The organism is Stenotrophomonas sp. 3(2025) (genome assembly GCF_052665395.1).
This window is the reverse complement of the sequence record NZ_JBQOIF010000006.1, coordinates 146,400-166,973: the sequence shown is the minus strand read 5'-3', so window position 1 is coordinate 166,973 and position 20,574 is coordinate 146,400. Positions and strand designations below refer to the sequence as shown.

The 20,574-nt window shown below is 67.6% G+C and carries 21 protein-coding genes; 10 read left to right on the top strand and 11 right to left on the bottom strand.

Going from position 1 to position 20,574, the window contains the following annotated elements; all coding sequences use genetic code 11:
• Positions 1-39: 39 nt before the first annotated feature.
• Complete coding sequence (locus ACUXVE_RS07060; protein WP_025878667.1) at positions 40-915, top strand: EamA family transporter; 876 nt, start codon at positions 40-42, stop codon at positions 913-915.
• Positions 916-1,106: 191 nt separating this feature from the next.
• Here ACUXVE_RS07060 and ACUXVE_RS07055 read toward each other — a convergent pair whose 3' ends face one another.
• The 4 genes from ACUXVE_RS07055 to ACUXVE_RS07040 form a co-directional block, all read right to left on the bottom strand.
• Complete coding sequence (locus ACUXVE_RS07055) at positions 1,107-1,844, bottom strand: endonuclease/exonuclease/phosphatase family protein (RefSeq protein ID WP_025878666.1); 738 nt, start codon at positions 1,842-1,844, stop codon at positions 1,107-1,109.
• Between the two features lie 52 nt (positions 1,845-1,896).
• Complete coding sequence (locus ACUXVE_RS07050) at positions 1,897-2,712, bottom strand: thiol:disulfide interchange protein DsbA/DsbL (protein ID WP_222388380.1); 816 nt, start codon at positions 2,710-2,712, stop codon at positions 1,897-1,899.
• Positions 2,713-2,818: 106 nt separating this feature from the next.
• Entirely contained in the window at positions 2,819-3,469 is a 651-nt protein-coding gene (locus ACUXVE_RS07045; RefSeq protein WP_093818001.1) for a thiol:disulfide interchange protein DsbA/DsbL, read from the bottom strand.
• Between the two features lie 106 nt (positions 3,470-3,575).
• Positions 3,576-4,373, bottom strand: a complete 798-nt coding sequence (locus ACUXVE_RS07040) for a c-type cytochrome (RefSeq protein ID WP_025878663.1) — start codon at positions 4,371-4,373, stop codon at positions 3,576-3,578.
• A gap of 155 nt (positions 4,374-4,528) precedes the next feature.
• Between ACUXVE_RS07040 and yihA the strand changes: the two genes are divergently transcribed.
• Positions 4,529-5,131, top strand: coding sequence for a ribosome biogenesis GTP-binding protein YihA/YsxC (gene yihA / locus ACUXVE_RS07035; protein WP_025878662.1), 603 nt, complete (start codon positions 4,529-4,531; stop codon positions 5,129-5,131).
• Positions 5,132-5,215: 84 nt separating this feature from the next.
• Here the strand turns inward: yihA and ACUXVE_RS07030 are convergent, their stop codons facing one another.
• From ACUXVE_RS07030 to ACUXVE_RS07020, 3 genes are all read right to left on the bottom strand, one after another.
• Positions 5,216-6,190 carry an MBL fold metallo-hydrolase gene (locus ACUXVE_RS07030; protein ID WP_445514089.1) on the bottom strand — a complete coding sequence of 325 codons (975 nt, stop codon included), beginning with the start codon at positions 6,188-6,190 and terminating at the stop codon, positions 5,216-5,218.
• Between the two features lie 661 nt (positions 6,191-6,851).
• Positions 6,852-7,676 (bottom strand): helix-turn-helix transcriptional regulator, encoded by an 825-nt coding sequence (locus ACUXVE_RS07025; RefSeq protein ID WP_093817999.1) that lies wholly within the window; start codon positions 7,674-7,676, stop codon positions 6,852-6,854.
• A complete protein-coding gene (locus ACUXVE_RS07020; protein WP_445514088.1) occupies positions 7,673-8,377 on the bottom strand; it encodes a VIT1/CCC1 transporter family protein in 705 nt (234 codons plus the stop codon). Before ACUXVE_RS07020 ends, ACUXVE_RS07025 begins: the two co-directional genes overlap by 4 nt.
• 152 nt (positions 8,378-8,529) lie before the next feature.
• Here ACUXVE_RS07020 and ACUXVE_RS07015 point away from each other — a divergent pair, with 152 nt between their 5' ends.
• Positions 8,530-9,894, top strand: coding sequence for a glutamate--cysteine ligase (locus tag ACUXVE_RS07015; protein WP_093817997.1), 1,365 nt, complete (start codon positions 8,530-8,532; stop codon positions 9,892-9,894).
• Between the two features lie 117 nt (positions 9,895-10,011).
• On the opposite strand, the gene ACUXVE_RS07010 is transcribed toward ACUXVE_RS07015, so the two are convergent.
• Positions 10,012-11,064 carry an NAD(P)-dependent alcohol dehydrogenase gene (locus ACUXVE_RS07010; protein ID WP_208083206.1) on the bottom strand — a complete coding sequence of 351 codons (1,053 nt, stop codon included), beginning with the start codon at positions 11,062-11,064 and terminating at the stop codon, positions 10,012-10,014.
• Positions 11,065-11,171: 107 nt separating this feature from the next.
• Between ACUXVE_RS07010 and ACUXVE_RS07005 the strand changes: the two genes are divergently transcribed.
• Entirely contained in the window at positions 11,172-12,056 is an 885-nt protein-coding gene (locus ACUXVE_RS07005; protein ID WP_445514087.1) for a LysR family transcriptional regulator, read from the top strand.
• A gap of 99 nt (positions 12,057-12,155) precedes the next feature.
• Here the strand turns inward: ACUXVE_RS07005 and ACUXVE_RS07000 are convergent, their stop codons facing one another.
• A complete protein-coding gene (locus ACUXVE_RS07000) occupies positions 12,156-12,572 on the bottom strand; it encodes a VOC family protein (RefSeq protein WP_445514086.1) in 417 nt (138 codons plus the stop codon).
• Positions 12,573-12,680: 108 nt separating this feature from the next.
• On the bottom strand, positions 12,681-13,784 hold the full coding sequence (locus ACUXVE_RS06995; protein WP_445514085.1) for an alkene reductase: 1,104 nt from the start codon (positions 13,782-13,784) through the stop codon (positions 12,681-12,683).
• A 131-nt stretch (positions 13,785-13,915) separates the two neighbouring features.
• Here ACUXVE_RS06995 and ACUXVE_RS06990 point away from each other — a divergent pair, with 131 nt between their 5' ends.
• From ACUXVE_RS06990 to ACUXVE_RS06970, 5 genes are all read left to right on the top strand, one after another.
• On the top strand, positions 13,916-14,824 hold the full coding sequence (locus ACUXVE_RS06990) for a LysR family transcriptional regulator (protein ID WP_445514084.1): 909 nt from the start codon (positions 13,916-13,918) through the stop codon (positions 14,822-14,824).
• Positions 14,825-14,880: 56 nt separating this feature from the next.
• Positions 14,881-15,156: a metal/formaldehyde-sensitive transcriptional repressor gene (locus ACUXVE_RS06985; RefSeq protein ID WP_445514083.1), complete on the top strand. Its 276-nt coding sequence runs from the start codon at positions 14,881-14,883 to the stop codon at positions 15,154-15,156.
• Positions 15,157-15,219: 63 nt separating this feature from the next.
• A complete protein-coding gene (locus ACUXVE_RS06980; protein WP_445514082.1) occupies positions 15,220-16,329 on the top strand; it encodes an S-(hydroxymethyl)glutathione dehydrogenase/class III alcohol dehydrogenase in 1,110 nt (369 codons plus the stop codon).
• 50 nt (positions 16,330-16,379) lie between these two features.
• Complete coding sequence (fghA, locus tag ACUXVE_RS06975; RefSeq protein ID WP_222388385.1) at positions 16,380-17,210, top strand: S-formylglutathione hydrolase; 831 nt, start codon at positions 16,380-16,382, stop codon at positions 17,208-17,210.
• A 185-nt stretch (positions 17,211-17,395) separates the two neighbouring features.
• A complete protein-coding gene (locus ACUXVE_RS06970) occupies positions 17,396-18,841 on the top strand; it encodes a diguanylate cyclase (RefSeq protein WP_445514081.1) in 1,446 nt (481 codons plus the stop codon).
• Between the two features lie 117 nt (positions 18,842-18,958).
• On the opposite strand, the gene ACUXVE_RS06965 is transcribed toward ACUXVE_RS06970, so the two are convergent.
• Positions 18,959-19,399 (bottom strand): universal stress protein, encoded by a 441-nt coding sequence (locus ACUXVE_RS06965; RefSeq protein WP_154881051.1) that lies wholly within the window; start codon positions 19,397-19,399, stop codon positions 18,959-18,961.
• A 141-nt stretch (positions 19,400-19,540) separates the two neighbouring features.
• Here ACUXVE_RS06965 and ACUXVE_RS06960 point away from each other — a divergent pair, with 141 nt between their 5' ends.
• The gene (locus ACUXVE_RS06960; RefSeq protein ID WP_025874094.1) at positions 19,541-20,458 is read left to right on the top strand and encodes a LysR family transcriptional regulator; all 918 of its coding nucleotides are present in this window, start codon (positions 19,541-19,543) and stop codon (positions 20,456-20,458) included.
• Positions 20,459-20,574 lie beyond the last annotated feature (116 nt).

Below are 20,574 nucleotides of genomic sequence, written 5' to 3'. Positions count from 1 at the left end.
TGAGCCAAGTGCTCGCCGCCGACGCAATAGACTGGCGGCATGCAGACGTCTCGAATCGCGCCGATGTTGCCGGCGCTGGCGGTGCTCGGCTCGGTCACCGCACTGGCCATTGGTACCTCCTACGCCAAGCAGCTGTTTCCGTTGATCGGCGCGCAGGGCACCAGCGCGCTGCGCGTGGGCTTTTCGGCGCTGTTGCTGCTGCTGTTCTGGCGGCCATGGCGCTGGAAGACCAGCCGCGTGGATGCGGTCACCATCCTGCGCTACGGCCTCACCCTGGGCCTGATGAACCTGCTGTTCTACATGGCCTTGCGCACGATCCCGTTCGGCATCGCGGTGGCCATCGAATTCACCGGCCCGTTGACGGTGGCGATGCTGTCGTCGCGGCGGCCGATCGATTTCCTGTGGGTGGGTTGCGCGGCGGTCGGGCTGCTGTTGCTGCTGCCGATCGGTGGCGGCCCGGCACTGGACCCGGTGGGCGTGCTGTACGCCATGGGGGCGGCAGCGTGCTGGGGCCTGTACATCGTGTTCGGCAAGCGCGCCGGCCACCTGCACGCCGGGCATTCGGTGTCGCTGGGGCTGCTGGCCGCGTCGCTGGTGGTGGTGCCGGTGGGCGTGGTGCATGCCGGCGCGGCGTTGCTGGAGCCGAAGATCCTGCTGGCCGGGCTGGTGGTGGCGCTGGTGTCCAGCGCGATCCCGATGTCACTGGAAATGATGGCGCTCAAGCGACTGCCCAAGGAGACCTTCGGCATCCTGATCAGCATGGAACCGGCGGTGGCCGCGCTGTGGGCGATGCTGCTGCTGCATGAGCACCTGCATGGCCTGCAGTGGCTGGCCATCGGCTGCACGGTACTGGCCTCGGTGGGCAGCACGATGACCGCACGGCGGTTGAAGGTGCCGGTGGCGCAGGCGGGGTAGCGCCGGGCCATGCCCGGCGGAGAGCGTGCGGACCAACGGTCCGCACCCACCAGGGAAGCCTGCCAACGGTCCGCACCCACCAGGGAAGCCTGCCAACGGTCCGCACCCACCAGGGCAGCGTGCCAACCAGGGTTGGCCCCTACCAGGGTCGGTAGCGCCGGGCCATGCCCGGCGAGCGTAGCGGCAGCGCGTCAGCGCAGGGCGTCGGCCGGGACGTCGATTGCCATGGCCAGGGCAAGATGGTCGGAGAACGCAGCGGGCACCGCTTCCACGGTGCGGGTCTGCAGGCCGCTGCTGACCAGGATGTGGTCGATGGCGCGGTCGGGGCGCCAGCTGGGGAAGGTCGGCACGATGCAGCCGGGCGGCTGCAGCCGGGTCTTCTGGTACAGCACCTGCATTTCCGGACGTTCGGCCAGGCAGTTGAAGTCGCCCATCAGCACCGCATTGGGATGGTCGGACAACAGCTCGGCAATGAAGCCGAGCTGGGCCATCCGCGAACCGGCGCCCAAGGACAGATGCGCTACCGCAACGGCCAGGCCATCGCGGCCATCGCCGAACTTGGCCAGCAGCACGCCGCGCCCGCCGATACGGCCGGGCAGGGCGTGGTCCTGCACTTCCACCGGTTCCAGCTTGCTCAGCAGGCCGTTGGCGCTGGAGGCGACGCCACCCATGCGCCGGTTCGGCTGGTGGCTCCAGTAATTGAAGCCGGCGCGTTGGGCCAGGTAATGGGTCTGGTTGGTGAAGCCCGAGCGCAGGCTGCCCGGGTCGGCCTCCTGCAGGCCGACGATGTCATGACCGCGCGCCAAAGTGGCAATCGCGTCAAGGCTGCTGCGCTTGCGACCCGCCGGCAGCGCATGTGACCAGCTGCGGGTCACATAGTCGCTGTAGCGGCGGGTGCTCGAGCCGGCCTGGATGTTGGCCGTCAGCAAGCGCAGGGTCCGTGTTGTGGGGGAAGTCACGGCCGGGAAAACGTCTCTTTGATCAGTGAGCCTGGGCCGCACCGCGTTCGCGGGCGATCAGGTGGTCGGCAATGCGCAGCATGTCCGGGAAGCTCTTGCCCTTCACCAGGTACTTGCCGTTGACGATGATCGACGGGGTGCCGCTGATCTGGCTGCGCTGGGCGAACTGCTTGGCCGAGTTGGTCTTGGCATTGACCGCGAAGCTGCCCATGGTGGCGGCGAACTGCTTCGGATCCACGCCGTAGGCACCATAGAACTTGGCGATGTCATCGACCGAATCAGCACCGCGCTCGCCCTTCAGGGTCTTCTGCGAGTGGATGGCCGAGTACAGCGCTTCGTGGGTCTTCTCCTGCACGCCCAGGGTCTGTGCGGCGTAGAAGGCACGGGCGTAGTTGTCCCAGGTGCCGCCGAACATGGCCGGCACGTAGACGAAGTTCACATCGCTCGGCAGGCCAGCCTTCCACGGGCCGACCAGCGGCTGGAACGCCGCGCAGGCCGGGCAGACGTAACCGAAGATCTCGACCACTTCGACCTTGCCGGCGGCCGGCTGGAACGGCTGGCCGTTCGGGATCAGCTGGTAGTCGGCGCCTTCCACCGGGGCCGGGCCGGTCAGCGCGGCGGTGGTCGGGGCAGGCGCAGCGCTGGCAGCGGTCTTGTCACCTTCGGCAGCCGGTGCAGCGGCTTCGGCGCCTGCGGCCGGCGCTGCCGGTTCGGTGCTGGCCGGGGTCGCTGCCGGTTCTGCCGGGGCGGAGGTGTTGGTGGTGCCATCGTCGGCCTTGCAGGCCGCCAGGATCGGCAGCAGCGCTGCGAGGGCGAGGGCGGCGAAACGGGTCTTCATGGAAGCGTCTCCAGCATCTGGAAAGGTGGGGCCGGCGTCAGGCGCCGGCCAGAGGGAAATGATGACATGCGGCGGCGACAGCGCCGTGTCGATGGTGTGTGTTGGTTCAGCGGCCGCGGGCGGCGCGGGCCTGGGCGATCAGCGCCGAGGCGATGCGCAGCTGGTCGTCGAAGCTCTTGCCACGGACCAGGTACTGGCCGTTGATGATGATGGCCGGGGTTCCCGGCACCTGGGTGCGCTGGGCGAAGGCACGGGCGGCATCGACCTTCTTCTGTACCGCCTCGCCGCGCAGGGCCTGCGTGTAGCGCTCCGGGGTCACGCCGTAGGCCTTGTAGAAGCTGGCGAGCTCATCGGCCGAGACGTTCTGCATCGGCAGCGTGCCGTCATCGTGCAGGGCCTTGAACACAGCGGCGTGGCTGCGCTTGGCCACGCCCACTTCGTCGGCGGCGTAGTAGGCCAGTGCCCAGGCATCCCAGGCACCGCCGAAGGCGGCCGGGACCGGGGTGAAGCGCACGTCGGCCGGCAGCTTGGCGGCCCAGGCGGCCAGCTGCGGTTCGAAATGGGCGCAGTGCGGGCAGGTGTAGCCGAATACTTCAACGACCTCGATCTTGCCGGCCAGCGGCTGGAACGGGCCAGGCTGGGCGATGCGCTCGTAGTCTTTGCCTTCGACCAGCGGGGCGTTGGCGGGGGTGGCGGCGCAGGCCGCCAACGGCAGCAGCACCAGCAGGGACAGCAGAAGGCGGGGAATCAACCTCATCGACACGCATCTCCGTTGAAAATGACAACGCCGGCGCAGCCGCCGGCGTGAAGGAAACATACCGCAGCGACGGGCCGTCGTGGCGACCGGCGCCGACCAGTGGCGGTCAGGGGGCGGCAGCCGGTCGCGTCGAAGCGCCTTCGGCGGCGAGATCGTCGGCCTTGTTGTGCAGGCCCTGCAGGTAGCTGGAAAGGGCCTGCACCTCCTGCTCGGTCAGCTTCTGCGCCACCGTGGCCATGATCTGGAAGTGCGCCTTGTCGGTCTCGTTGGTCTGCCCGGCCTGGTACTCCTGCAGGCGCCGGGCGACATAGCTGGCGTGCTGGCCGCCGATGTGCGGGTAGGCCGGGCCGGGGTTGCCGGCGCCGCTGGGGCCGTGACAGGCCATGCAGGCCGGCAGCCCGCGCTGGGCGTCGCCGCCGCGGTAAAGCTGCTGGCCGATCTGGTAGAACTTCATGCCCTTGTACGGGCCCTCGGCCACCGGCGTGTCGTCGGCGATGCCGGCGTTGGCCTTCTGGGTGGCGAAGAACGCGCCGATATCGCGCATGTCCTGCGGGGTGAGGTTCTGCACGAAGGGCACCATCGCCACGGCGGCGCCGGAACTGCGCTGGCCATTGGCGATCAGGGCCATCTGCTGGGCGACGTAGCGCTCGCTCTGGCCGGCGATGCTGGGATACATCTCCACCGTGGAATTGCCATCGGCACCATGGCAGGCGGCACACGCGGTGGCCTTGGTCTGGCCGGCCTTGGCGTCGCCCCAGGTGGTCTTGCTGAAATCCACCTCGAGCGAGGCGGTCTTGATCGGGCCGTTGTCGGGCAGCGGGGTCAGCGTGGTCTGCGCAAAGGCAGCAGCGGCAACAACGGCAGTAGCAAGGGCGGATACGGCAAGAACGCGAGCGTGGCGCATGCTGAAGCTCCGTATGGACCGGCCGGGCGGCGGCGGCCGGCATCGCCCGGATTATCAACGCCGTTTCCTTGCACGGTCAACGCAGCAGTGCAGCATTTTCCCGCTGGAAGGCCCCGGGCCGGGCGCGCGGCGCCGCAACATGCGATCCTATGCGCATGTCATTGCTCATCGAACGCGCCCAATACCACCTCTCTGCCCACAACATGGGGCAGCTGCCGCCCGATGAAGGTTCTGAAGTGGCCTTTGCAGGTCGCTCCAACGCCGGCAAGTCCAGCGCGCTCAATGCGCTGACCCGCCAGAACAGCCTGGCCCGGGTCTCCAAGACGCCTGGCCGGACCCAGCAGCTGGTGTTCTTCCAGGTTACCCCGGACGCCCATCTGGTCGATCTGCCCGGTTACGGCTACGCCAAGGTGCCGCTTGACCTGCAGGCGCACTGGCAGGCCTTCATCGACCGCTACTTCCGCACCCGCGAGGCCTTGAAGGGGCTGGTGGTGGTGATGGACATCCGCCATCCGCTGAAGGACTACGACCGGCAGATGCTGGCCTATGCCGTGCAGCGTGGCCTGCCGGCGCATGCGCTGCTGACCAAGGCCGACAAGCTGAGCCGCAGCCAGCAGATGCAGACCCTGCAGAAGGTACGCAAGGAACTGCATTCGTCGTTCGGCGATACGGTGAGTGTGCAGGTGTTCTCCGGCTCGGCCCGTACCGGCGTGGATGAAGCCCGCGGCATCATCGGCGGCTGGCTGGGGCTGGAATAAGGCGCTCGCCGGGCATGGCCCGGCGCTACCCTGATGTTTTCCGTCACCGCCATCCGGTAGCGCCGGGCCATGCCCGGCGGCACATCATTTCAGTGACGAATATTCCGCCGGTACCCATGCATAGGCCTTGCCTTCGCTGCGCACGTGCCCCAGGCCGGGGAAGGGCAGGTGCGCGCCAGCAACCCACCAGCCCTTGGCGGTGGCTTCCTGCAACAGGCTGCGACGGCTGGCCGTAGCCGCCTTGCGATCCGAATCGGCCTCGAATGCCGCTTCCGGGTGTGCGAACTGCACCGCATGGAAATGCAGCACATCGCCCCACACCAGCAGTGACTGGCCCTGGCTGTCGAAGCGGTAGGACACATGCCCCGGCGTGTGGCCGTGGGTATCCATCGCCACCGCGTGCCCCGGCAGGGCGTCGCCAGGCTGGAAGGTGTGCAGGCGACCGGCGGCCTGGTACGGCGCGATCGCGTTGCGTGCCAGCGCGAAGGCAAAGCGCACGCCCTGCGGTGCCGTGGCCTCGCTGGCCGGGTCGAGCCAGTAGCGGGCATCGGCCTTGGACAGCCACACCGTCGCATTCGGATAGGCCGGCTTGCCCTGTGCATCGAGGATCCCGCACAGATGATCGGGATGGGCATGGGTCAGCAGCACCTCATCGATCTCGGCCGGGTCTACGCCGGCCGCACGCAGGTTGCCCAGCACCTGGCCCTGGTCAGGGCCGAAGCACTGCGCGGTGCCGGCATCGACCAGGGTCAGGTGCTTGCCCTGGCGCACCAGGAAGGCGTTGATCGCGGTCTGCAGGCCCTTCTTGTCTTCGGGCACATAGCGGCCTTCGAGCAGGCGGCTGACCAGCGTTGGCGGCACGTCGACCACTTCCTGCCGGCCGAGCGCAACCACGCCGTCGAACAGGGCCGTGACCTGCAGCGCACCGATGCGCTGGTGTTGCACGCCCGGCACCTGCTGGGTGGGGGCGGGCGAGGTGGCCTCGGCCAGCGCGGCCAGCGGCAGGGAGGACAGGGCCAGCAGGAGGGCGGCGTGCAATGGCAGATGACGCAGGGTCATGGCGGTTCTTCTCGGTGAGTGATGGGCAGGCCCGTTGCGCACAGCGTGCCGTGTTGCGCGTGCGTGCGGCGCTCAAAGCACTGCGCGGAATGCTCAATGGGGGGTATCGGCAGGGCTGCGCCCTGCACCCGCAGAGGCAACGGCCGAAGCAGCAGCAGAAGCTGGTTTCCTGTGGGAGGCGGGGTGGGTCCGGTTGCGGGGGACGCCGTGAATACGTCCCTGTAGGCTTGGCCGCGGCATCCATGCCGCGGACACCCCCGCAACCGGACCCACCCCGCCTTCGACAGGTTTCTGCGATCTGTCGGGATGGCATGGCCTGCTTTTGGTGGGTGTCGACCATGGTCGACACGTAGATCCACGCCATGCGTGGATGCTCTTCGAATTCAATTCGGAATCATCGAAATGAATCGAATGGAAGGGGAGAAAATCATCCACGCATGGCGTGGATCTACTGGCCACCGGAATCTGTCAGAGGTGGGGCGGTGTGGGTATGCAGGACCGTTGGCGCCATGGATGGCGCCATCGAGCCCCCATGGATGGGTTTACGGCGTGTCCTGCATACCCACACCGCGCCGCCATCCCACGGAATGCACGCTGTTGCTGTTGCTTCGGCTGTTGCCGTTGCCTCTGCGGGTGCAGGGCGCAGCCCTGCCGAACAACCCTAGATATCTGTGGGAGCCAGCCCGTACTGCTCGGCGAAGCGCTTGCTGAAACTCGCTGCGGAACGATACCCCGCGCGTGCTGCCACGGTCTTCAACGGCAGATCGGTGGTGTACAGCAGCTGCATGCCATGGGCCAGGCGCGCTTCGGTCAGCAGCTGGCGCAGGCTGGTGGCTTCAGCTGCCAACCGCCGCCGCAGGGTCGCGCCACTCAGTGCGAAGTGCGCTTCAACGTCGCGCGACTGCCAGTCGCGGGCCGGTTCGGCGGCGATGCGGTCGCGGATCTGCTCGCCCAGCGTCGGTGCGTGCGGCAACAGCAGATTGCCGTGGCCCTGCCGGCACCACGCCAGCACCAGCGTGGCCAGTGCCAACCGCGCTTCGCTGTAGTGGCCGTCCTGCAACGACTGCCGCCAGCTGCGCAGCACCGTGGCGTGATCGCCCAGCGCCTGCCGGGCCAGCGCCGCTCCGGCCGTTGGCAAGGCCTCGCTCCACAGCGTGCGCGCCGCCGCCAGGACTTCCGTGCACAGCGGCACGATCGCGCTGAGGTAGCGGCCGGTCTGCGGGTCCGGTGTGTTGACCACGTCGATGCGGCAGCGCTGGGTGATCAGCAGGATGTCACCGGGCACGAAGGTCAGCGACTGGTGGGCGGTACGTACCTGCTTGCGGCCTTCCAGCAGGATGGCGAACTGTGGCTGCGGAATCTCCACCGAAACGGCACCGTGCTCGCGGCGGGCGGTGATGCAGGCATAGCCTTCAGCGCGTTGGCAGCCGGCCAGGCTGGCCATCTCCGCCAGTAATGCCATCGCGGTGGGGGGCATGCCGGTCATACGACGTGCGCGCCCAGCAGGCGGCCGACACCCGCTGCGGCGGCCATCGCCAGTGCACCCCAGAACATTACGCGCAGGGCGCCGCGCGTGGAGGATGCGCCACCGGCGCGTGCCGCCATCGCGCCGGTCAGGCACAGGCCGGCCAGCGTGCTGACCGTGGTGGCCGTGGCGACGTTCTGTACCGGCGTCAGCAGTGCGGTCAGCACCGGCAGCGCGGCGCCACAGGTGAAGGCGGCGGCCGACGCCAATGCGGCCTGCAACGGCCGCGCGCGCAGTTCCTCGGTGATGCCCAGTTCGTCGCGCGCGTGGGCACCCAGCGCGTCGTGGGCGGTCAGCTGTTCGGCAACCTGGCGCGCCAACGCCGGCTCCAGTCCGCGATGGCGGTAGATCGCGGTCAGCTCGTCCAGTTCGCTGTGCGGGTCTTCGTGCAGCTCGCGCTTCTCCATCGCCAGATCGGCATTTTCGGTATCGGCCTGGATCTGTACCGACACATACTCGCCGGCGGCCATCGACATCGCACCGGCCACGGTGCCGGCCACGCCGGTGGCCAGGATCGTGCTGGCCGAGGCGCCGCTGGCGGCCACGCCGACCACCAGGCCGGCGACCGAGACGATGCCATCGTTGGCGCCCAGTACGGCGGCCCGCAGCCAGCCGACGCGATCGGCACGGTGCAGCTCGGGATGTCGTGAATGGCGGCTCATGGCCCTGAGTGTACGAGGGTCAAGAGGGTGTCGGTAGGATGCTGAAACCCGTCATCGTCGCATGACGTAACGAGCCGCCACGCTATAGTGCGCCCTTGCGATGCAAGGCTCCCAGCCCCACATCCCCTGCCACCGTCCAGCGAGCCACCCCCTTGTCGAGCCCCAGCCACGTCGCCGATACGCCCATTACCGACCGCTCGCAACTGGTGGCGGAGATCGCCTCCGGCGAGAAGCCCCGTTCGCAGTGGCGCATCGGTACCGAGCACGAGAAGTTCGGGTTCCGCCTGGATGACCTGCGTCCGCCGACCTTCGATGGCGAGCGCGGCATCGAGGCCCTGCTCAACGGCCTGGTCCGCTTCGGCTGGACGCCGGTGCAGGAGAACGGCAACACCATCGCCCTGCTGCGTGATGGCGCCTCGGTGACCCTGGAGCCGGCGGGCCAGCTGGAGCTGTCCGGTGCGGCGCTGGAAACCATTCACCAGACCTGCGTGGAAACCGGCACCCACCTCAATGAAGTGGCGCAGGTGGCCGGCGAACTGCAGCTGGGTTTCCTCGGCATGGGCTTCCAGCCGAAGTGGGCGCGCGATGAAATGCCGTGGATGCCCAAGGGCCGCTACAGGATCATGCGCTCGTACATGCCCAAGGTCGGTTCGCTCGGCCTGGACATGATGACCCGCACCTGCACCGTGCAGGTGAACCTGGATTACGCCAGCGAAGCGGACATGGTGAAGAAGTTCCGTGTGTCGTTGGCGCTGCAGCCGATCGCTACCGCACTGTTCGCCGACTCGCCGTTCACCGAAGGCAAGCCGAACGGCTACCTCAGCTACCGCTCGCACATCTGGACCGATACCGATGCCGACCGTACCGGCATGCTCGACTTCGTGTTCGAGGACGGCTTCGGTTACGAGCGCTATGTCGACTACCTGCTCGATGTGCCAATGTATTTCTCCTACCGCGATGGCATCTACCACGATGCCAGCGGGCAGAGCTTCCGCGACTTCATGCAGGGCAAGCTGCCGGTGCTGCCGGGCCAGCTGCCGACCCTGCGCGACTGGTCGGACCACACCACGACCGCGTTCCCGGAAGTGCGGTTGAAGAAGTATCTGGAAATGCGCGGTGCCGATGGTGGCCCGTGGAGCCGCCTGTGTGCGCTGCCGGCCTTCTGGGTGGGCCTGCTGTACGACGACACGGCGCTGGATGCGGCGTGGGATCTGGTGCGTGACTTCAGCCTGGCCGAGCGCCATGCGCTGCGTGATGGCGTGCCCAAGCACGCGATGGGCCTGCCGTTCCGCGGTGGCACCGTGCGCGACCTCGCCCGCGAGGCGGTGAAGATTTCGGTGGACGGGCTCAAGCGCCGTGCGGCGCGCAATGCCGATGGCCAGGATGAAAGCAAGTTCCTGGACGTGCTGCAGGAAATCGTCGAGTCCGGCCTGACCCCGGCCGAGCGCAAGCTGGCGCTGTTCCATGGCCGCTGGCACGGCGACGTCGACCCGGTGTTCCGCGAGTTCGCGTACTGAAAATGCGCCCGGCGCTACCCGCCACGAATCCGGTGGCGCCGGGCCATGCCCGGCGGGTGGCGTACGCAAAAAAAACCCCGGCAATGCCGGGGTTTCTTCATTCCATCAGCGCAGCGATCAGGCCTTGATGGTGGCCATGTCGATCACGAAGCGGTAGCGCACATCGTTCCTGGCCATGCGCTCCCAGGCTTCGTTGACGTTCTTGATGTCGATCATCTCCACGTCGCTGACGATGCCGTGCTCGGCGCAGAAGTCCATCATCTCCTGGGTTTCGGCCATGCCGCCGATCGCCGAGCCGGTCAGGTTCCTGCGACCGAAGATCACGCTGCCACCGGTCAACGGCGGGTCCAGTTCGGTCAGCACACCGACCAGGCACATGGTCGCTTCGCGCTTGAGCAGGCCCAGGTACGGGTTGGTGTCATGGCTGACCGGGATGGTGTTGAGCAGGAAGTCGAAGCTGCCGGCATGCGCCTTCATCTGCTCGGCATCGCGCGAAACCAGCACTTCGTCAGCGCCCAGGCGCTTGGCGTCGGCACCCTTTTCCGGGGTGGTGGTGATCATCACCACGTGCGCGCCGAGCGCCTTGGCGAACTTCACGCCCATGTGGCCGAGGCCGCCCAGACCGATCACGCCGACCTTCTGGCCCGGGCCGACCTTCCAGTGGCGCAGCGGCGACCAGGTGGTGATGCCGGCGCACAGCAGCGGCGCGGCTGCCTTCAGGTCCAGCGTTTCGGACACCTTGACCACGAAACGCTGCTCGACCACCACATGGTCGGAGTAGCCGCCGTAGGTCGGTGCGCCGCTTTCACGCTCGCGGCCGTTGTAGGTCCAGGTCGCACCTTCGGCGCAGTACTGCTCCAGGTCGTGCTGGCAGGCATCGCAATGGCGGCAGGAATCGACCATGCAGCCGACACCGGCGTGGTCGCCGACCTTGAAGCGGGTGACCTCGCTGCCGACTTCGGTGACCCGGCCGATGATCTCGTGGCCCGGCACCATCGGGTAGATCGAGCCACCCCAGTCGTCGCGGGCCTGGTGCAGGTCGGAATGGCAGATGCCGCTGTACAGGATCTCGATGCGCACATCGTTCGGGCCAACCGCGCGGCGCTCGAATTCGAAGGGCACCAGCGGGTCGGTATGGGTGTGGGCGGCGTAACCACGGGCGAGGGACATGGGGAATCCTTGGCAGGGTTTGTCGAAAGGCGTTTTACAATACGCCCCGTACCCCAGGGTAAGAAGCGGATATATCGGCATGATTCATCAAGGCAGACTGCATAATCATGGCCACTGACAACCTGACCCACCTGGCCGCCTTCGCTGCGGTCGCGCGCCACCGCAGCTTCCGCCGCGCCGGTGCCGAACTGGCCCTGTCGACCTCGGCGGTGAGCTATGCGATCCGCGCGCTGGAGGAACGGCTGGGGGTGGGCCTGTTCCACCGTACCACCCGCAGCGTGGCCCTCACCGAGGCCGGGCAGCGCCTGCTGGAGCGCCTGCAGCCGGCGCTGGGGCAGGTGCACGATGCGCTGGAGGAAATGAACCACTTCCGCGCGGTGCCGGCCGGCCTGCTGCGGATCAATGCGACGCGGGCGGCGGTGGCGACCCAGTTGGGGCCGCGGCTGGCGCGGTTCCTGCACGCGCATCCGGACGTACGGGTGGAGCTGACCGAGAACGATGGCCTGGTCGATATCGTTGCCGAGGGCTACGACGCGGGCGTGCGCCTCCACGAGTTCGTGCCCGAGGACATGGTGGCGGTGCCGATGGGGCCGCCGCTGCGCGGCTTGATTGTCGGTTCACCGGAGTACCTGCGGCGCCGGCCGGCCCCACAGCATCCGCGCGACCTGTCCGCGCACGAGTGCGTACGTTTCCGTTTCGCCAGCGGCCATCTGTACAAGTGGCAGTTCGAGCGCGATGGCCAGACCCTTGAGATCGACGTACCGGGTCGGCTGACGCTGTGCGAGCAGGGCACCGTGGTTGGCGCAGTGCTCGATGGCATCGGTCTGGCCTATGTGCTGGAAGACACCGCGCGGCCGTATCTGGACGACGGCCGCCTGGTGGCGGTGCTGGAAGACTGGAGCGAGCCCTTCGCCGGGTTTGCGCTGTATTACCCGAAGCAGCGGCAGATGCCCGGTGCGCTGCGTGCGTTCGTGGACATGCTGCGCGAGTGAATCGCGGTGAGTGATGCGGTGCCGACCAACGATCGGCACCCGCCCGCGTCGGTAGATCCACGCCATGCGTGGATTGCTGCCCGCTACGCAGCCACCAGTTCATTCGACCAGCGCGTCATACCCTGCATCGCTGAACTGGATCAGGCAGAAGCCATGGCCGAACGGATCGGACAGCACGGCGATCGTTCCCCAGCGGCGTTCGCGGATGGGACGTTCGAGTGCGGCTCCGGCCGCAACCGCGCGGGCAAGCGCCGCGTCGATGTCAGTGACCACCCAGTCCAGATGCACGGGCGTCCAGTGGCGCTCGTAATCGCGGACATCGCCATCCTCGGTCGCTGCGCTGCCGGCATCGTTCTGCAGCAGGTACAGCGGCGTGGGGGCGCCGAGCAGTTCCAGCGCACCGGGGCCAAGGCGGCGGCCGCTGCGCAGGCCAAAGGCCTGGGTGTAGAAGGCTTCGGCGGCGGTGATGTCAGGGACGTCGAGGTTGACGATGAAGGAGGCGGCGGAGGCGTTCATGGGGCAGGACCGAGGTCGGGCCGGGCCACGATGCGCTCATGGCCCGGCAGGATCAAGGCGCGGCACGCCGGCGGTGGCCGGTGCAGCGTATCCACGCCTGGGATGGATCTACGGTGCCGGCGGGTAGTCCAGATAGCCCTCGCTGCCGCCGCCGTAATAGGTGCTGCGGTCGGGGATGGCCAGCGGGACATCGCGCTGCAGGCGCTCGACCAGATCCGGGTTGGCGATGAACGGTTGGCCGAAGGCGGCCAGATCGATGCTGCCTTCCTCGACCAGCCGCAGGGCGCGTTCGCGGGTCATGCCGCCGGCCAGGATCACCGTACCGCCATAGGCCTGCTTGAAGGCCTTGAGGAAGGCCTCGCCGATCGCCGGTGCGCCGTGCAGGTAGTTGTCGTTCAGATGCACATAGGCCAGCCCGCGCTTGCCCAGTTCCTCGGCCAGGTACAGATAGCTGGCTTCGTTTTCCGCATAGGCGGGCATGTCGAAGACCTGGCTGTTCGGCGCAAGGCGCACGCCGATGCGGTGCGCGCCGATGCGCGCGGCCATCGCATCCACGGTGTCCAGGATCAGCCGCGCGCGGTTGCGCAGCGAACCGCCGTACGCGTCCTGCCGGTCATTGGTGACCGGGTTGAGGAACTGCTCGAACAGATAGCCGTTTGCCGCATGCAGTTCGATGCCATCGAAGCCGGCGGCGATCGCGTTGTCGGCACCCTGCACGAAGTCGGCGACGATGCCCGGCACTTCTTCCGTGCTGAGTGCACGCGGCGGTGTCGGATCGGCATGGCCACGGCTGCCGTCGTCCAGGTACACGAACGAGGTGTTCTTCGGATCGCTCGCCACCGGCCGCGTGCCAGCGCTCACCGGCTGGCCGCCGTCGGGCTGCAGCGAGCTGTGTGACATGCGGCCGACGTGCCACAGCTGCGCGAACATCGTGCCCTGCGCAGCGTGTACGGCGTCGGTGACGAGCTTCCAACCGCCGACCTGCTCGGCCGACCAGATGCCCGGCACGTCGATGTAACCCTGGCCCTGCGGTGTGACCGGGGTGCCTTCACTGATGATCAGGCCGGCACTGGCGCGCTGCCGGTAGTACTGCGCGGTGAGTGCATTGGCGACGGCGCCGGGGTTGCGGGCACGGGTCATCGGCGCCATCGCGATGCGGTTGTGCAGGGGTAGTCCAGCGAGGTCGAAGGGGCGGAACAGGGCGGCGGTCATGTCAGTCATCTCGGAGCGGGGGAGGGCGCCAACGGCGCGACAGCACCATGATGGAGTTGACATGCGGGCACATAAAGGCGGTAGATTTCCCGTCAGGCGGGACAATCTGTCCCCAATGAGCGAGCCTGCCGATGCTTCCCGTCGAATCCCTGAATGGCCTGGCGACCTTCGTCACCACGGCGCGCTCGGCCACCTTCACCGAGGCCGCCGACGCGCTGGGCATCTCCCGCTCGGCGGTCGGCAAGGCCATCGCCCGGCTGGAAACGCGGCTGGGCGTGCGCCTGTTCCATCGCACCACCCGGCGCATCGCGCTGACCACCGACGGCGAGGCGTACTACGCCTCCTGCGCCGCGGCCCTGGATGAAATCGCGGCGGCCGAAGCCTGCCTGGGCTCGGCTGCGCATCTGCCGAGCGGCCGCCTGCGCATCGACATGCCGTCCTCGTTCGGGCGGCTGGTGGTGCTGCCGGTACTGCTGCGCATGTGCAATGAACACCCTGACCTGCAGTTGACGATGACCTTCACCGATCACTTCGTTGACCCGGTGGAAGAGGGCATCGACCTGCTGATCCGCTTTGGCGGCCTGCATCACGCCGAGCACCTGGTCGCGCGCAAGCTGGCCAGCCAGCGCCTGGTGACCTGCGCGTCGCCGGCCTACCTGAAGGCCTATGGTGTGCCGCAGACGCTGGACGAACTGCGCGACCATCGCAGCGTGGTCGGCTTCCGTCATGGCCAGTCGGTGGCGTGGCGGATCGGCAGCGAGGGCACCAACGGCAGCTTCATCCCCAGTGCCACGCACCAGCTCAACGATGGCGATGCGGTGATCGAGGGGGCGATCGCCGGGTTGGGGATCTGCCAGATGCCGATGTCTCTGGTGCGCCATCACCTGGAATCCGGTGCGTTGCAGACGGTGCTGGACCACTGCACGCAGCACCATGTGGACATCCATGCGCTGTGGCCACAGACGCGGCATCTGCGGCCGAAGGTGCGTTATGTGGTGGAAGAGCTGACCCGGCTGGCCGCAGAAGGGGCGTTCGATTGAGGTCCGGATCGGCTCCTGTATACTATCCCCCAGTATAGTTCAGAGGCCGGTCCGCGATGCCGCACTCTCCCGAAGAGAAAAAGAAGGTTCTGGCCCGCGTGCGCCGCATCCGCGGCCAGTGCGATGCGCTGGACCGCGCGCTGGAAGCCGGTGCCGACTGCGGGCCGGTGCTGCAGCAGATCGCCGCCATCCGTGGCGCGGTCAACGGTCTGATGTCCGAAGTGATGGAAGCGCACCTGCGCGAGGAGTTCGGCCAGCCCGCCGCCTCCGATGAACTACGCGCCGAACGCGTGCGCGACATGAGCGCGTTGATCCGCTCGTACCTGAAATGAACGACGGCGCGACACAGCGCCGCGCATCCTGTTTTCCGCAAGCCCTTTCTGGAGAGTGCCATCATGAAATCCCGTGCCGCCGTCGCCTTTGGTCCCGGCCAGCCGCTGCAGATCGTCGAGATCGACGTCGCCCCGCCGAAGGCGGGCGAAGTGCTGGTCAAGATCACCCACACCGGTGTCTGCCACACCGATGCGTTCACCCTGTCCGGCGATGATCCGGAAGGCCTGTTCCCGGTGGTGCTGGGCCATGAAGGCGCCGGCATCGTGGTGGAGGTGGGCGAGGGCGTGACCAGCGTCAAGCCGGGTGACCACGTCATTCCGCTGTACACCGCCGAATGTGGTGAATGCCTGTTCTGCAAGAGCGGCAAGACCAACCTGTGCGTGTCGGTGCGTGCCACCCAGGGCAAGGGTGTGATGCCCGATGGCACCAGCCGCTTCAGCTACAACGGCGAGCCGATCTACCACTACATGGGCTGCTCGACCTTCAGCGAATACACCGTCGTTGCCGAGGTGTCGCTGGCGAAGATCAACCCGGAAGCGAACCCGGAGCATGTCTGCCTGCTCGGCTGCGGCGTGACCACCGGCATCGGCGCGGTGCACAACACCGCCAAGGTGCAGGAAGGCGACAGCGTGGCCGTGTTCGGCCTGGGCGGCATCGGCCTTGCGGTCATCCAGGGGGCGCGCCAGGCCAAGGCCGGGCGCATCATCGCGGTGGACACCAACCCGTCCAAGTTCGAGCTGGCCCGCGAATTCGGCGCCACCGACTGCATCAACCCGAAGGACTTCGACAAGCCGATCCAGCAGGTGATCGTGGAGATGACCACCTGGGGGGTGGACCACAGCTTCGAGTGCATCGGCAACGTCAACGTGATGCGTGCGGCGCTGGAATGTGCGCACCGTGGCTGGGGCCAGAGCGTGGTGATCGGCGTGGCCGGTGCCGGGCAGGAAATCTCCACCCGTCCGTTCCAGCTGGTCACCGGCCGCAAGTGGATGGGCACCGCGTTTGGTGGCGTGAAGGGCCGCAGCCAGCTGCCGGGCATGGTCGAAGATGCGATGAAGGGCGAGATCGAGCTGGCCCCGTTCGTCACCCACACCATGGACCTGGACAAGATCAACGAAGCCTTCGACCTGATGCATGAAGGCAAGTCGATCCGTTCGGTCGTCCACTACTGAGCCGCGCCGGGCGGCAGGCGCTTGCCTGCCGTCCCTCGGGAGGAAACCTCATGGAACGTATCGAACACCGCGCCTGTGCCGGCGGTTGGCAGGATGTCTACCGCCATCATTCGACCACGCTGGGCTGCGACATGCAGTTCGCCGTGTACCTGCCGCCGCAGGCCGAAACCCGGAAGCTGCCGGTGCTGTACTGGCTGAGCGGGCTGACCTGCACCGAGCAGAACTTCATCACCAAGGCCGGCGCGCAACGCTATGCGGCCGAGCACGGCGTGATCATCGTCGCCCCGGACACCAGTCCGCGTGGCGATGACGTGGCCGATGCCGAGGGCTATGACCTGGGCAAGGGCGCGGGTTTCTATCTCAACGCCACACAGCAGCCGTGGGCCAAGCACTACCGCATGCACGACTACGTCGCTCACGAGCTGCCGGCGTTGATCGAGGCGGGTTTCCCGGCAACCGACGCACGAGGCATCAGTGGCCACTCGATGGGCGGCCATGGCGCGCTGGTGATCGCGCTGCGCAACCCGGGCCGTTACCGCAGCGTGTCGGCGTTCTCGCCGATCGTGGCACCCAGCCACGTGCCGTGGGGGCAGAAGGCATTCGCCGCCTACCTCGGTGACAACCCGGCCGACTGGGCGCAGTGGGATGCCTGCGAACTGGTGGCCCACGCTGGCGAGCGCCTGCCGCTGCTGGTTGATCAGGGCGAGGGGGATGAGTTCCTGCACACCCAGCTGCAGCCGCAGCGCCTGCAGCAGGCCTGCGAAGCTGCCGGTCATCCGCTGAACCTGCGCCTGCAGCCCGGCTACGACCACAGCTATTACTTCATCGCCAGCTTCATCGGCGAACACATCGCCCACCACGCCCGCGCGCTGTACGCCTGACGTTTTGCGGGTAGTGCCGGCCGCTGGCCGGCAACCTGCAGACCGGTGATTCCCTGGAGTTGCCGGCCAGCGGCCGGCACGACCAGCGCATGTGCCCGGAGTGTCGTTTTGTCGCAGTGGATCACGCCGCTGTGGCGTGCCGGCACGCTATCGTGCCGCCATACGGCCTTGCGCATGGGGGATGCATGCTGGTTGTGCTGGCGCTGATGTTCCTGATCTGCCATGGCGTGGTCGTGGCGTTCTGGCCGGGTGCGGCCGGTGAGGGATCGTTCGTGTTCCTGACCGTGGCCCCCCTGCTGGCGGCCGCGGCCTGCCTGTGGCGTGGCCAGCGCGACCGCGCTGCCCTGGGCTGGCGTGCCACTGCAGTGGCGCTGCTGCTCTGGGCCGGTGGCATGGCCTTCAACATGGCAGACGCACTGGGCGCCGGACGGGCCGACATCACCCCACGCGCCAGCCTGCTGCTGTATGTGCTGTACGGTGTGCCGCTGGTGTTCATCCTGGCCCGCGCCCGTCGCGAACGCTGGACCATCAGCCTGATCGACGGCGTGATGGCCGCCCTGCTGGGTGTGTTGTTCTTCGTGCATACCCAGTCCTTCGCCGACCGCATCGATATCGACGACCAGGCGATGGCGCACATGCAGCGCATGTTCGACATCCAGAACCTGTGCATCGCCGGTTTCGCGGTGGTGCGCTGGGTCGCCGGCGATGCGCCTGAACGGCGCAGCTTCTACCGCGCGCTGGCGCTGTATGCGCTGTCCTATCTGCTGCTGGCGTTCTACATCAATCACTACACCGCCGAGCAGTCGTTCGGCGCCTACAACGATCTGCTGATCGACCTGCCGTTCCTGCTGCTGGCGCTGCTGGCGCTGCGCCAGGCACCCGCACCGGGCTTCGTGCTGCATCCTCGCCTGCTGCGATTGGTGCAGGCCGGTGGACCGATCATCCTGCCCTTGTTGCTGCTGGTGGTCGGTACCCTGGTGGTGGACCACGCGCGGCCGTTGGCGCTGACCGGGTTCGTGGTGGCAACGCTGGGCTTCAGCCTGCGCAGCACGTTGCTGCAGCTCGACCTGCTGGAGCGGCAGGCAGGCCTGGATCAGCTGGCACGGCAGGATGGCCTGACCGGCGTAGCCAATCGCCGCCAGTTCGATACGCTGCTGCTGGCCGAATGGAACCGGGCGCGTCGCAGCGGCAGCGAACTGGGATTGCTGCTGGTGGACATCGACCATTTCAAGGCATTCAACGACGAGCACGGTCATCCTGCCGGCGACCGCTGCCTGCAGGCGGTGGCCGCGGTGCTGCAGGCCACCGCCGGGCGCGCGGCCGACAGCGTGGCGCGCTATGGCGGTGAGGAATTCGCGGTGATCGTGCCCGGCAGCCCGCTGTCGGGTGTGCTGGCGCTGGCCGAGCGCCTGCGCGAGGCGGTGGAAGCGCTGCCGCTGCCGGAAGGCCAGGTCAGCATCAGCGTGGGCGTGGGTTACCTGCATCCGCCGGCGCTGGCCACCGCCGAACAGTTGCTGGCCGATGCCGATGCCGGCCTGTACGCGGCCAAGCGTGCGGGCCGGAACCAGGTAGTCCTGCATGCACACGTGCTGGACGACGACGGGGGCGCGCACGACACGCTGGACTGTTGAGCATGGCTGCGCGACTGCCACGGCAGGAAAGTGCGTGGTTGATCGGGGCTGGCACTACCCTGGCAGGCAGCCCGCGTCAGGCCGCCGCAGGCCAGTACATCGCCATGCTGGCGATACCTAAGGATCACGTGTTTCCACCAGCACCGGGCAGGGCGCATGGTCGATCGTCCATTGCCCCACCGAGGGCTCGAACAGGCGCTGCAGGCGTGACAGATGGCGGTGGCCGATGACGATCAGGTCGCATTGCAGGCGACGCGCCTGCGCGCTGATCACTTCGCCAGGATCGCCGGAAGGCAGCTGTGCGATGGCGTCCACGCCGCGCTCGCGCAGCTCGGCCAGGGCGTCGGCCAGTACCGCTTCGGCATGCGCCTGCTGCCGGGCGGCGGCGGGATACTCACGGCGGTCGGCATCGGTGGCACCAGCGGCCAGTGCGAATTCGGGGTCAAGCACGCACAGCAGGTGCAGGCGGCTGCGGGGGCCGGCCATGGCGGCGGCCAGGTCCAGCACGCGGTCGTGCTGGGGGCCGCCATCAAGCGCGACCAGCAGGGTGTTGAACATGGAAAGCTCCTTTGCAGGGCGCTGATGGTCGCTGATGTCGTCGCGCACACCCATGCCGTGCGCCGCAGTCAATGCGTGCGTACAGCGCAATTCTGGATGGTCTGGATTGCAGTAGAGTCATCCCATTTGCGGGAGACTGCCATGCCCTTGCCGGACCTGAACCTGTTGCTGGCACTGGATGTGCTGATCGACGAATGCAGCGTGGCGGCCGCTGCGCGACGGATGAATCTCAGTGCGCCGGCGATGAGCCGTACCCTGGGCCGGGTACGGGTAGCCCTGGGTGATCCGGTGCTGGTGCGCGCCGGCCGTGGGCTCGCTCCCACGCCACGCGCGCTGGAACTGCGTGAGCAGGTGCGCGATGTGATCGAGCAGGCACACCGCGTGTTCAATGCGGGCCGCGAGGTCGACATGGCCACCTTGGAACGAACGTTCAGCGTGCGCGCCAACGATGTGTTCATCGGCAGCTATGGCGGCCGCCTGCGTGATGTCTTCCGCCAGCAGGCACCGCGCTGCATGCTGCGCTTCGTGCCCGAAGGCGATACCGATGACGACGCGATGGTGCAGGGGCGGATCGACCTGTACATCAGCACGGCCGGCAAGCACAGCCCTGAAACCAAGGTGCAGCACCTGTTCACCACCTCGCTGCTGGGCGCGGCACGCGAGGACCATCCGTTGTTCGACGGCGACATCAGTGTCGAGCGCTTCGCCGCCTGCGACCACATCGCCGTGTCCCGGCGCGGGCTTGCGCATGGCCCGATCGACGAAGAGCTGGCAGCGCTCGGCCTGCAACGGCGGGTGGCGGTGGTCATCCCTACCTTCCATGGCGCGATCTTTGCTGCCGCCGATTCGGACCTGGTGCTGCCGCAGATGCCAAGCGTGATGCTCGACCGCATCACCCGCATGGGCCTGCCGCTGCGGATGTTCCCGCTGCCGGTGCCGGTGCGGACCGTAGCGCTGGTGCAGGCCTGGCACCCACGCATGGACAACGACCCGGCCCACCAGTGGCTGCGGCGGGCGATCAAGGGCATGTGCGATTCGGTCGAGGCGGCCCACCACTGATTGCCCGCGGGCGTGCGCCGGACGCACGCCTGCGATGCCGGGCACGCCATTTTTCGCAGGCAACGGCCTTTCTAGACTGCGCTCCCAAAAGTTCCACTGAGCGCAATCCAATGTCT

Excerpts from the sequence above, each read along its gene's own strand:
- ACUXVE_RS07060 (WP_025878667.1), top strand. The coding sequence starts at position 40 with ATGCAGACGTCTCGAATCGCGCCGATGTTGCCGGCGCTGGCGGTGCTC.
- ACUXVE_RS07050 (WP_222388380.1), bottom strand. The coding sequence starts at position 2,712 with ATGAAGACCCGTTTCGCCGCCCTCGCCCTCGCAGCGCTGCTGCCGATC.
- ACUXVE_RS07045 (WP_093818001.1), bottom strand. The coding sequence starts at position 3,469 with ATGAGGTTGATTCCCCGCCTTCTGCTGTCCCTGCTGGTGCTGCTGCCG.
- ACUXVE_RS07040 (WP_025878663.1), bottom strand. The coding sequence starts at position 4,373 with ATGCGCCACGCTCGCGTTCTTGCCGTATCCGCCCTTGCTACTGCCGTT.
- yihA (WP_025878662.1), top strand. The coding sequence starts at position 4,529 with ATGTCATTGCTCATCGAACGCGCCCAATACCACCTCTCTGCCCACAAC.
- ACUXVE_RS07030 (WP_445514089.1), bottom strand. The coding sequence starts at position 6,190 with ATGACCCTGCGTCATCTGCCATTGCACGCCGCCCTCCTGCTGGCCCTG.
- ACUXVE_RS07025 (WP_093817999.1), bottom strand. The coding sequence starts at position 7,676 with ATGACCGGCATGCCCCCCACCGCGATGGCATTACTGGCGGAGATGGCC.
- ACUXVE_RS07020 (WP_445514088.1), bottom strand. The coding sequence starts at position 8,377 with ATGAGCCGCCATTCACGACATCCCGAGCTGCACCGTGCCGATCGCGTC.
- ACUXVE_RS07010 (WP_208083206.1), bottom strand. The coding sequence starts at position 11,064 with ATGTCCCTCGCCCGTGGTTACGCCGCCCACACCCATACCGACCCGCTG.
- ACUXVE_RS07005 (WP_445514087.1), top strand. The coding sequence starts at position 11,172 with ATGGCCACTGACAACCTGACCCACCTGGCCGCCTTCGCTGCGGTCGCG.
- ACUXVE_RS07000 (WP_445514086.1), bottom strand. The coding sequence starts at position 12,572 with ATGAACGCCTCCGCCGCCTCCTTCATCGTCAACCTCGACGTCCCTGAC.
- ACUXVE_RS06995 (WP_445514085.1), bottom strand. The coding sequence starts at position 13,784 with ATGACCGCCGCCCTGTTCCGCCCCTTCGACCTCGCTGGACTACCCCTG.
- ACUXVE_RS06990 (WP_445514084.1), top strand. The coding sequence starts at position 13,916 with ATGCTTCCCGTCGAATCCCTGAATGGCCTGGCGACCTTCGTCACCACG.
- ACUXVE_RS06985 (WP_445514083.1), top strand. The coding sequence starts at position 14,881 with ATGCCGCACTCTCCCGAAGAGAAAAAGAAGGTTCTGGCCCGCGTGCGC.
- ACUXVE_RS06980 (WP_445514082.1), top strand. The coding sequence starts at position 15,220 with ATGAAATCCCGTGCCGCCGTCGCCTTTGGTCCCGGCCAGCCGCTGCAG.
- fghA (WP_222388385.1), top strand. The coding sequence starts at position 16,380 with ATGGAACGTATCGAACACCGCGCCTGTGCCGGCGGTTGGCAGGATGTC.
- ACUXVE_RS06970 (WP_445514081.1), top strand. The coding sequence starts at position 17,396 with ATGCTGGTTGTGCTGGCGCTGATGTTCCTGATCTGCCATGGCGTGGTC.
- ACUXVE_RS06965 (WP_154881051.1), bottom strand. The coding sequence starts at position 19,399 with ATGTTCAACACCCTGCTGGTCGCGCTTGATGGCGGCCCCCAGCACGAC.
- ACUXVE_RS06960 (WP_025874094.1), top strand. The coding sequence starts at position 19,541 with ATGCCCTTGCCGGACCTGAACCTGTTGCTGGCACTGGATGTGCTGATC.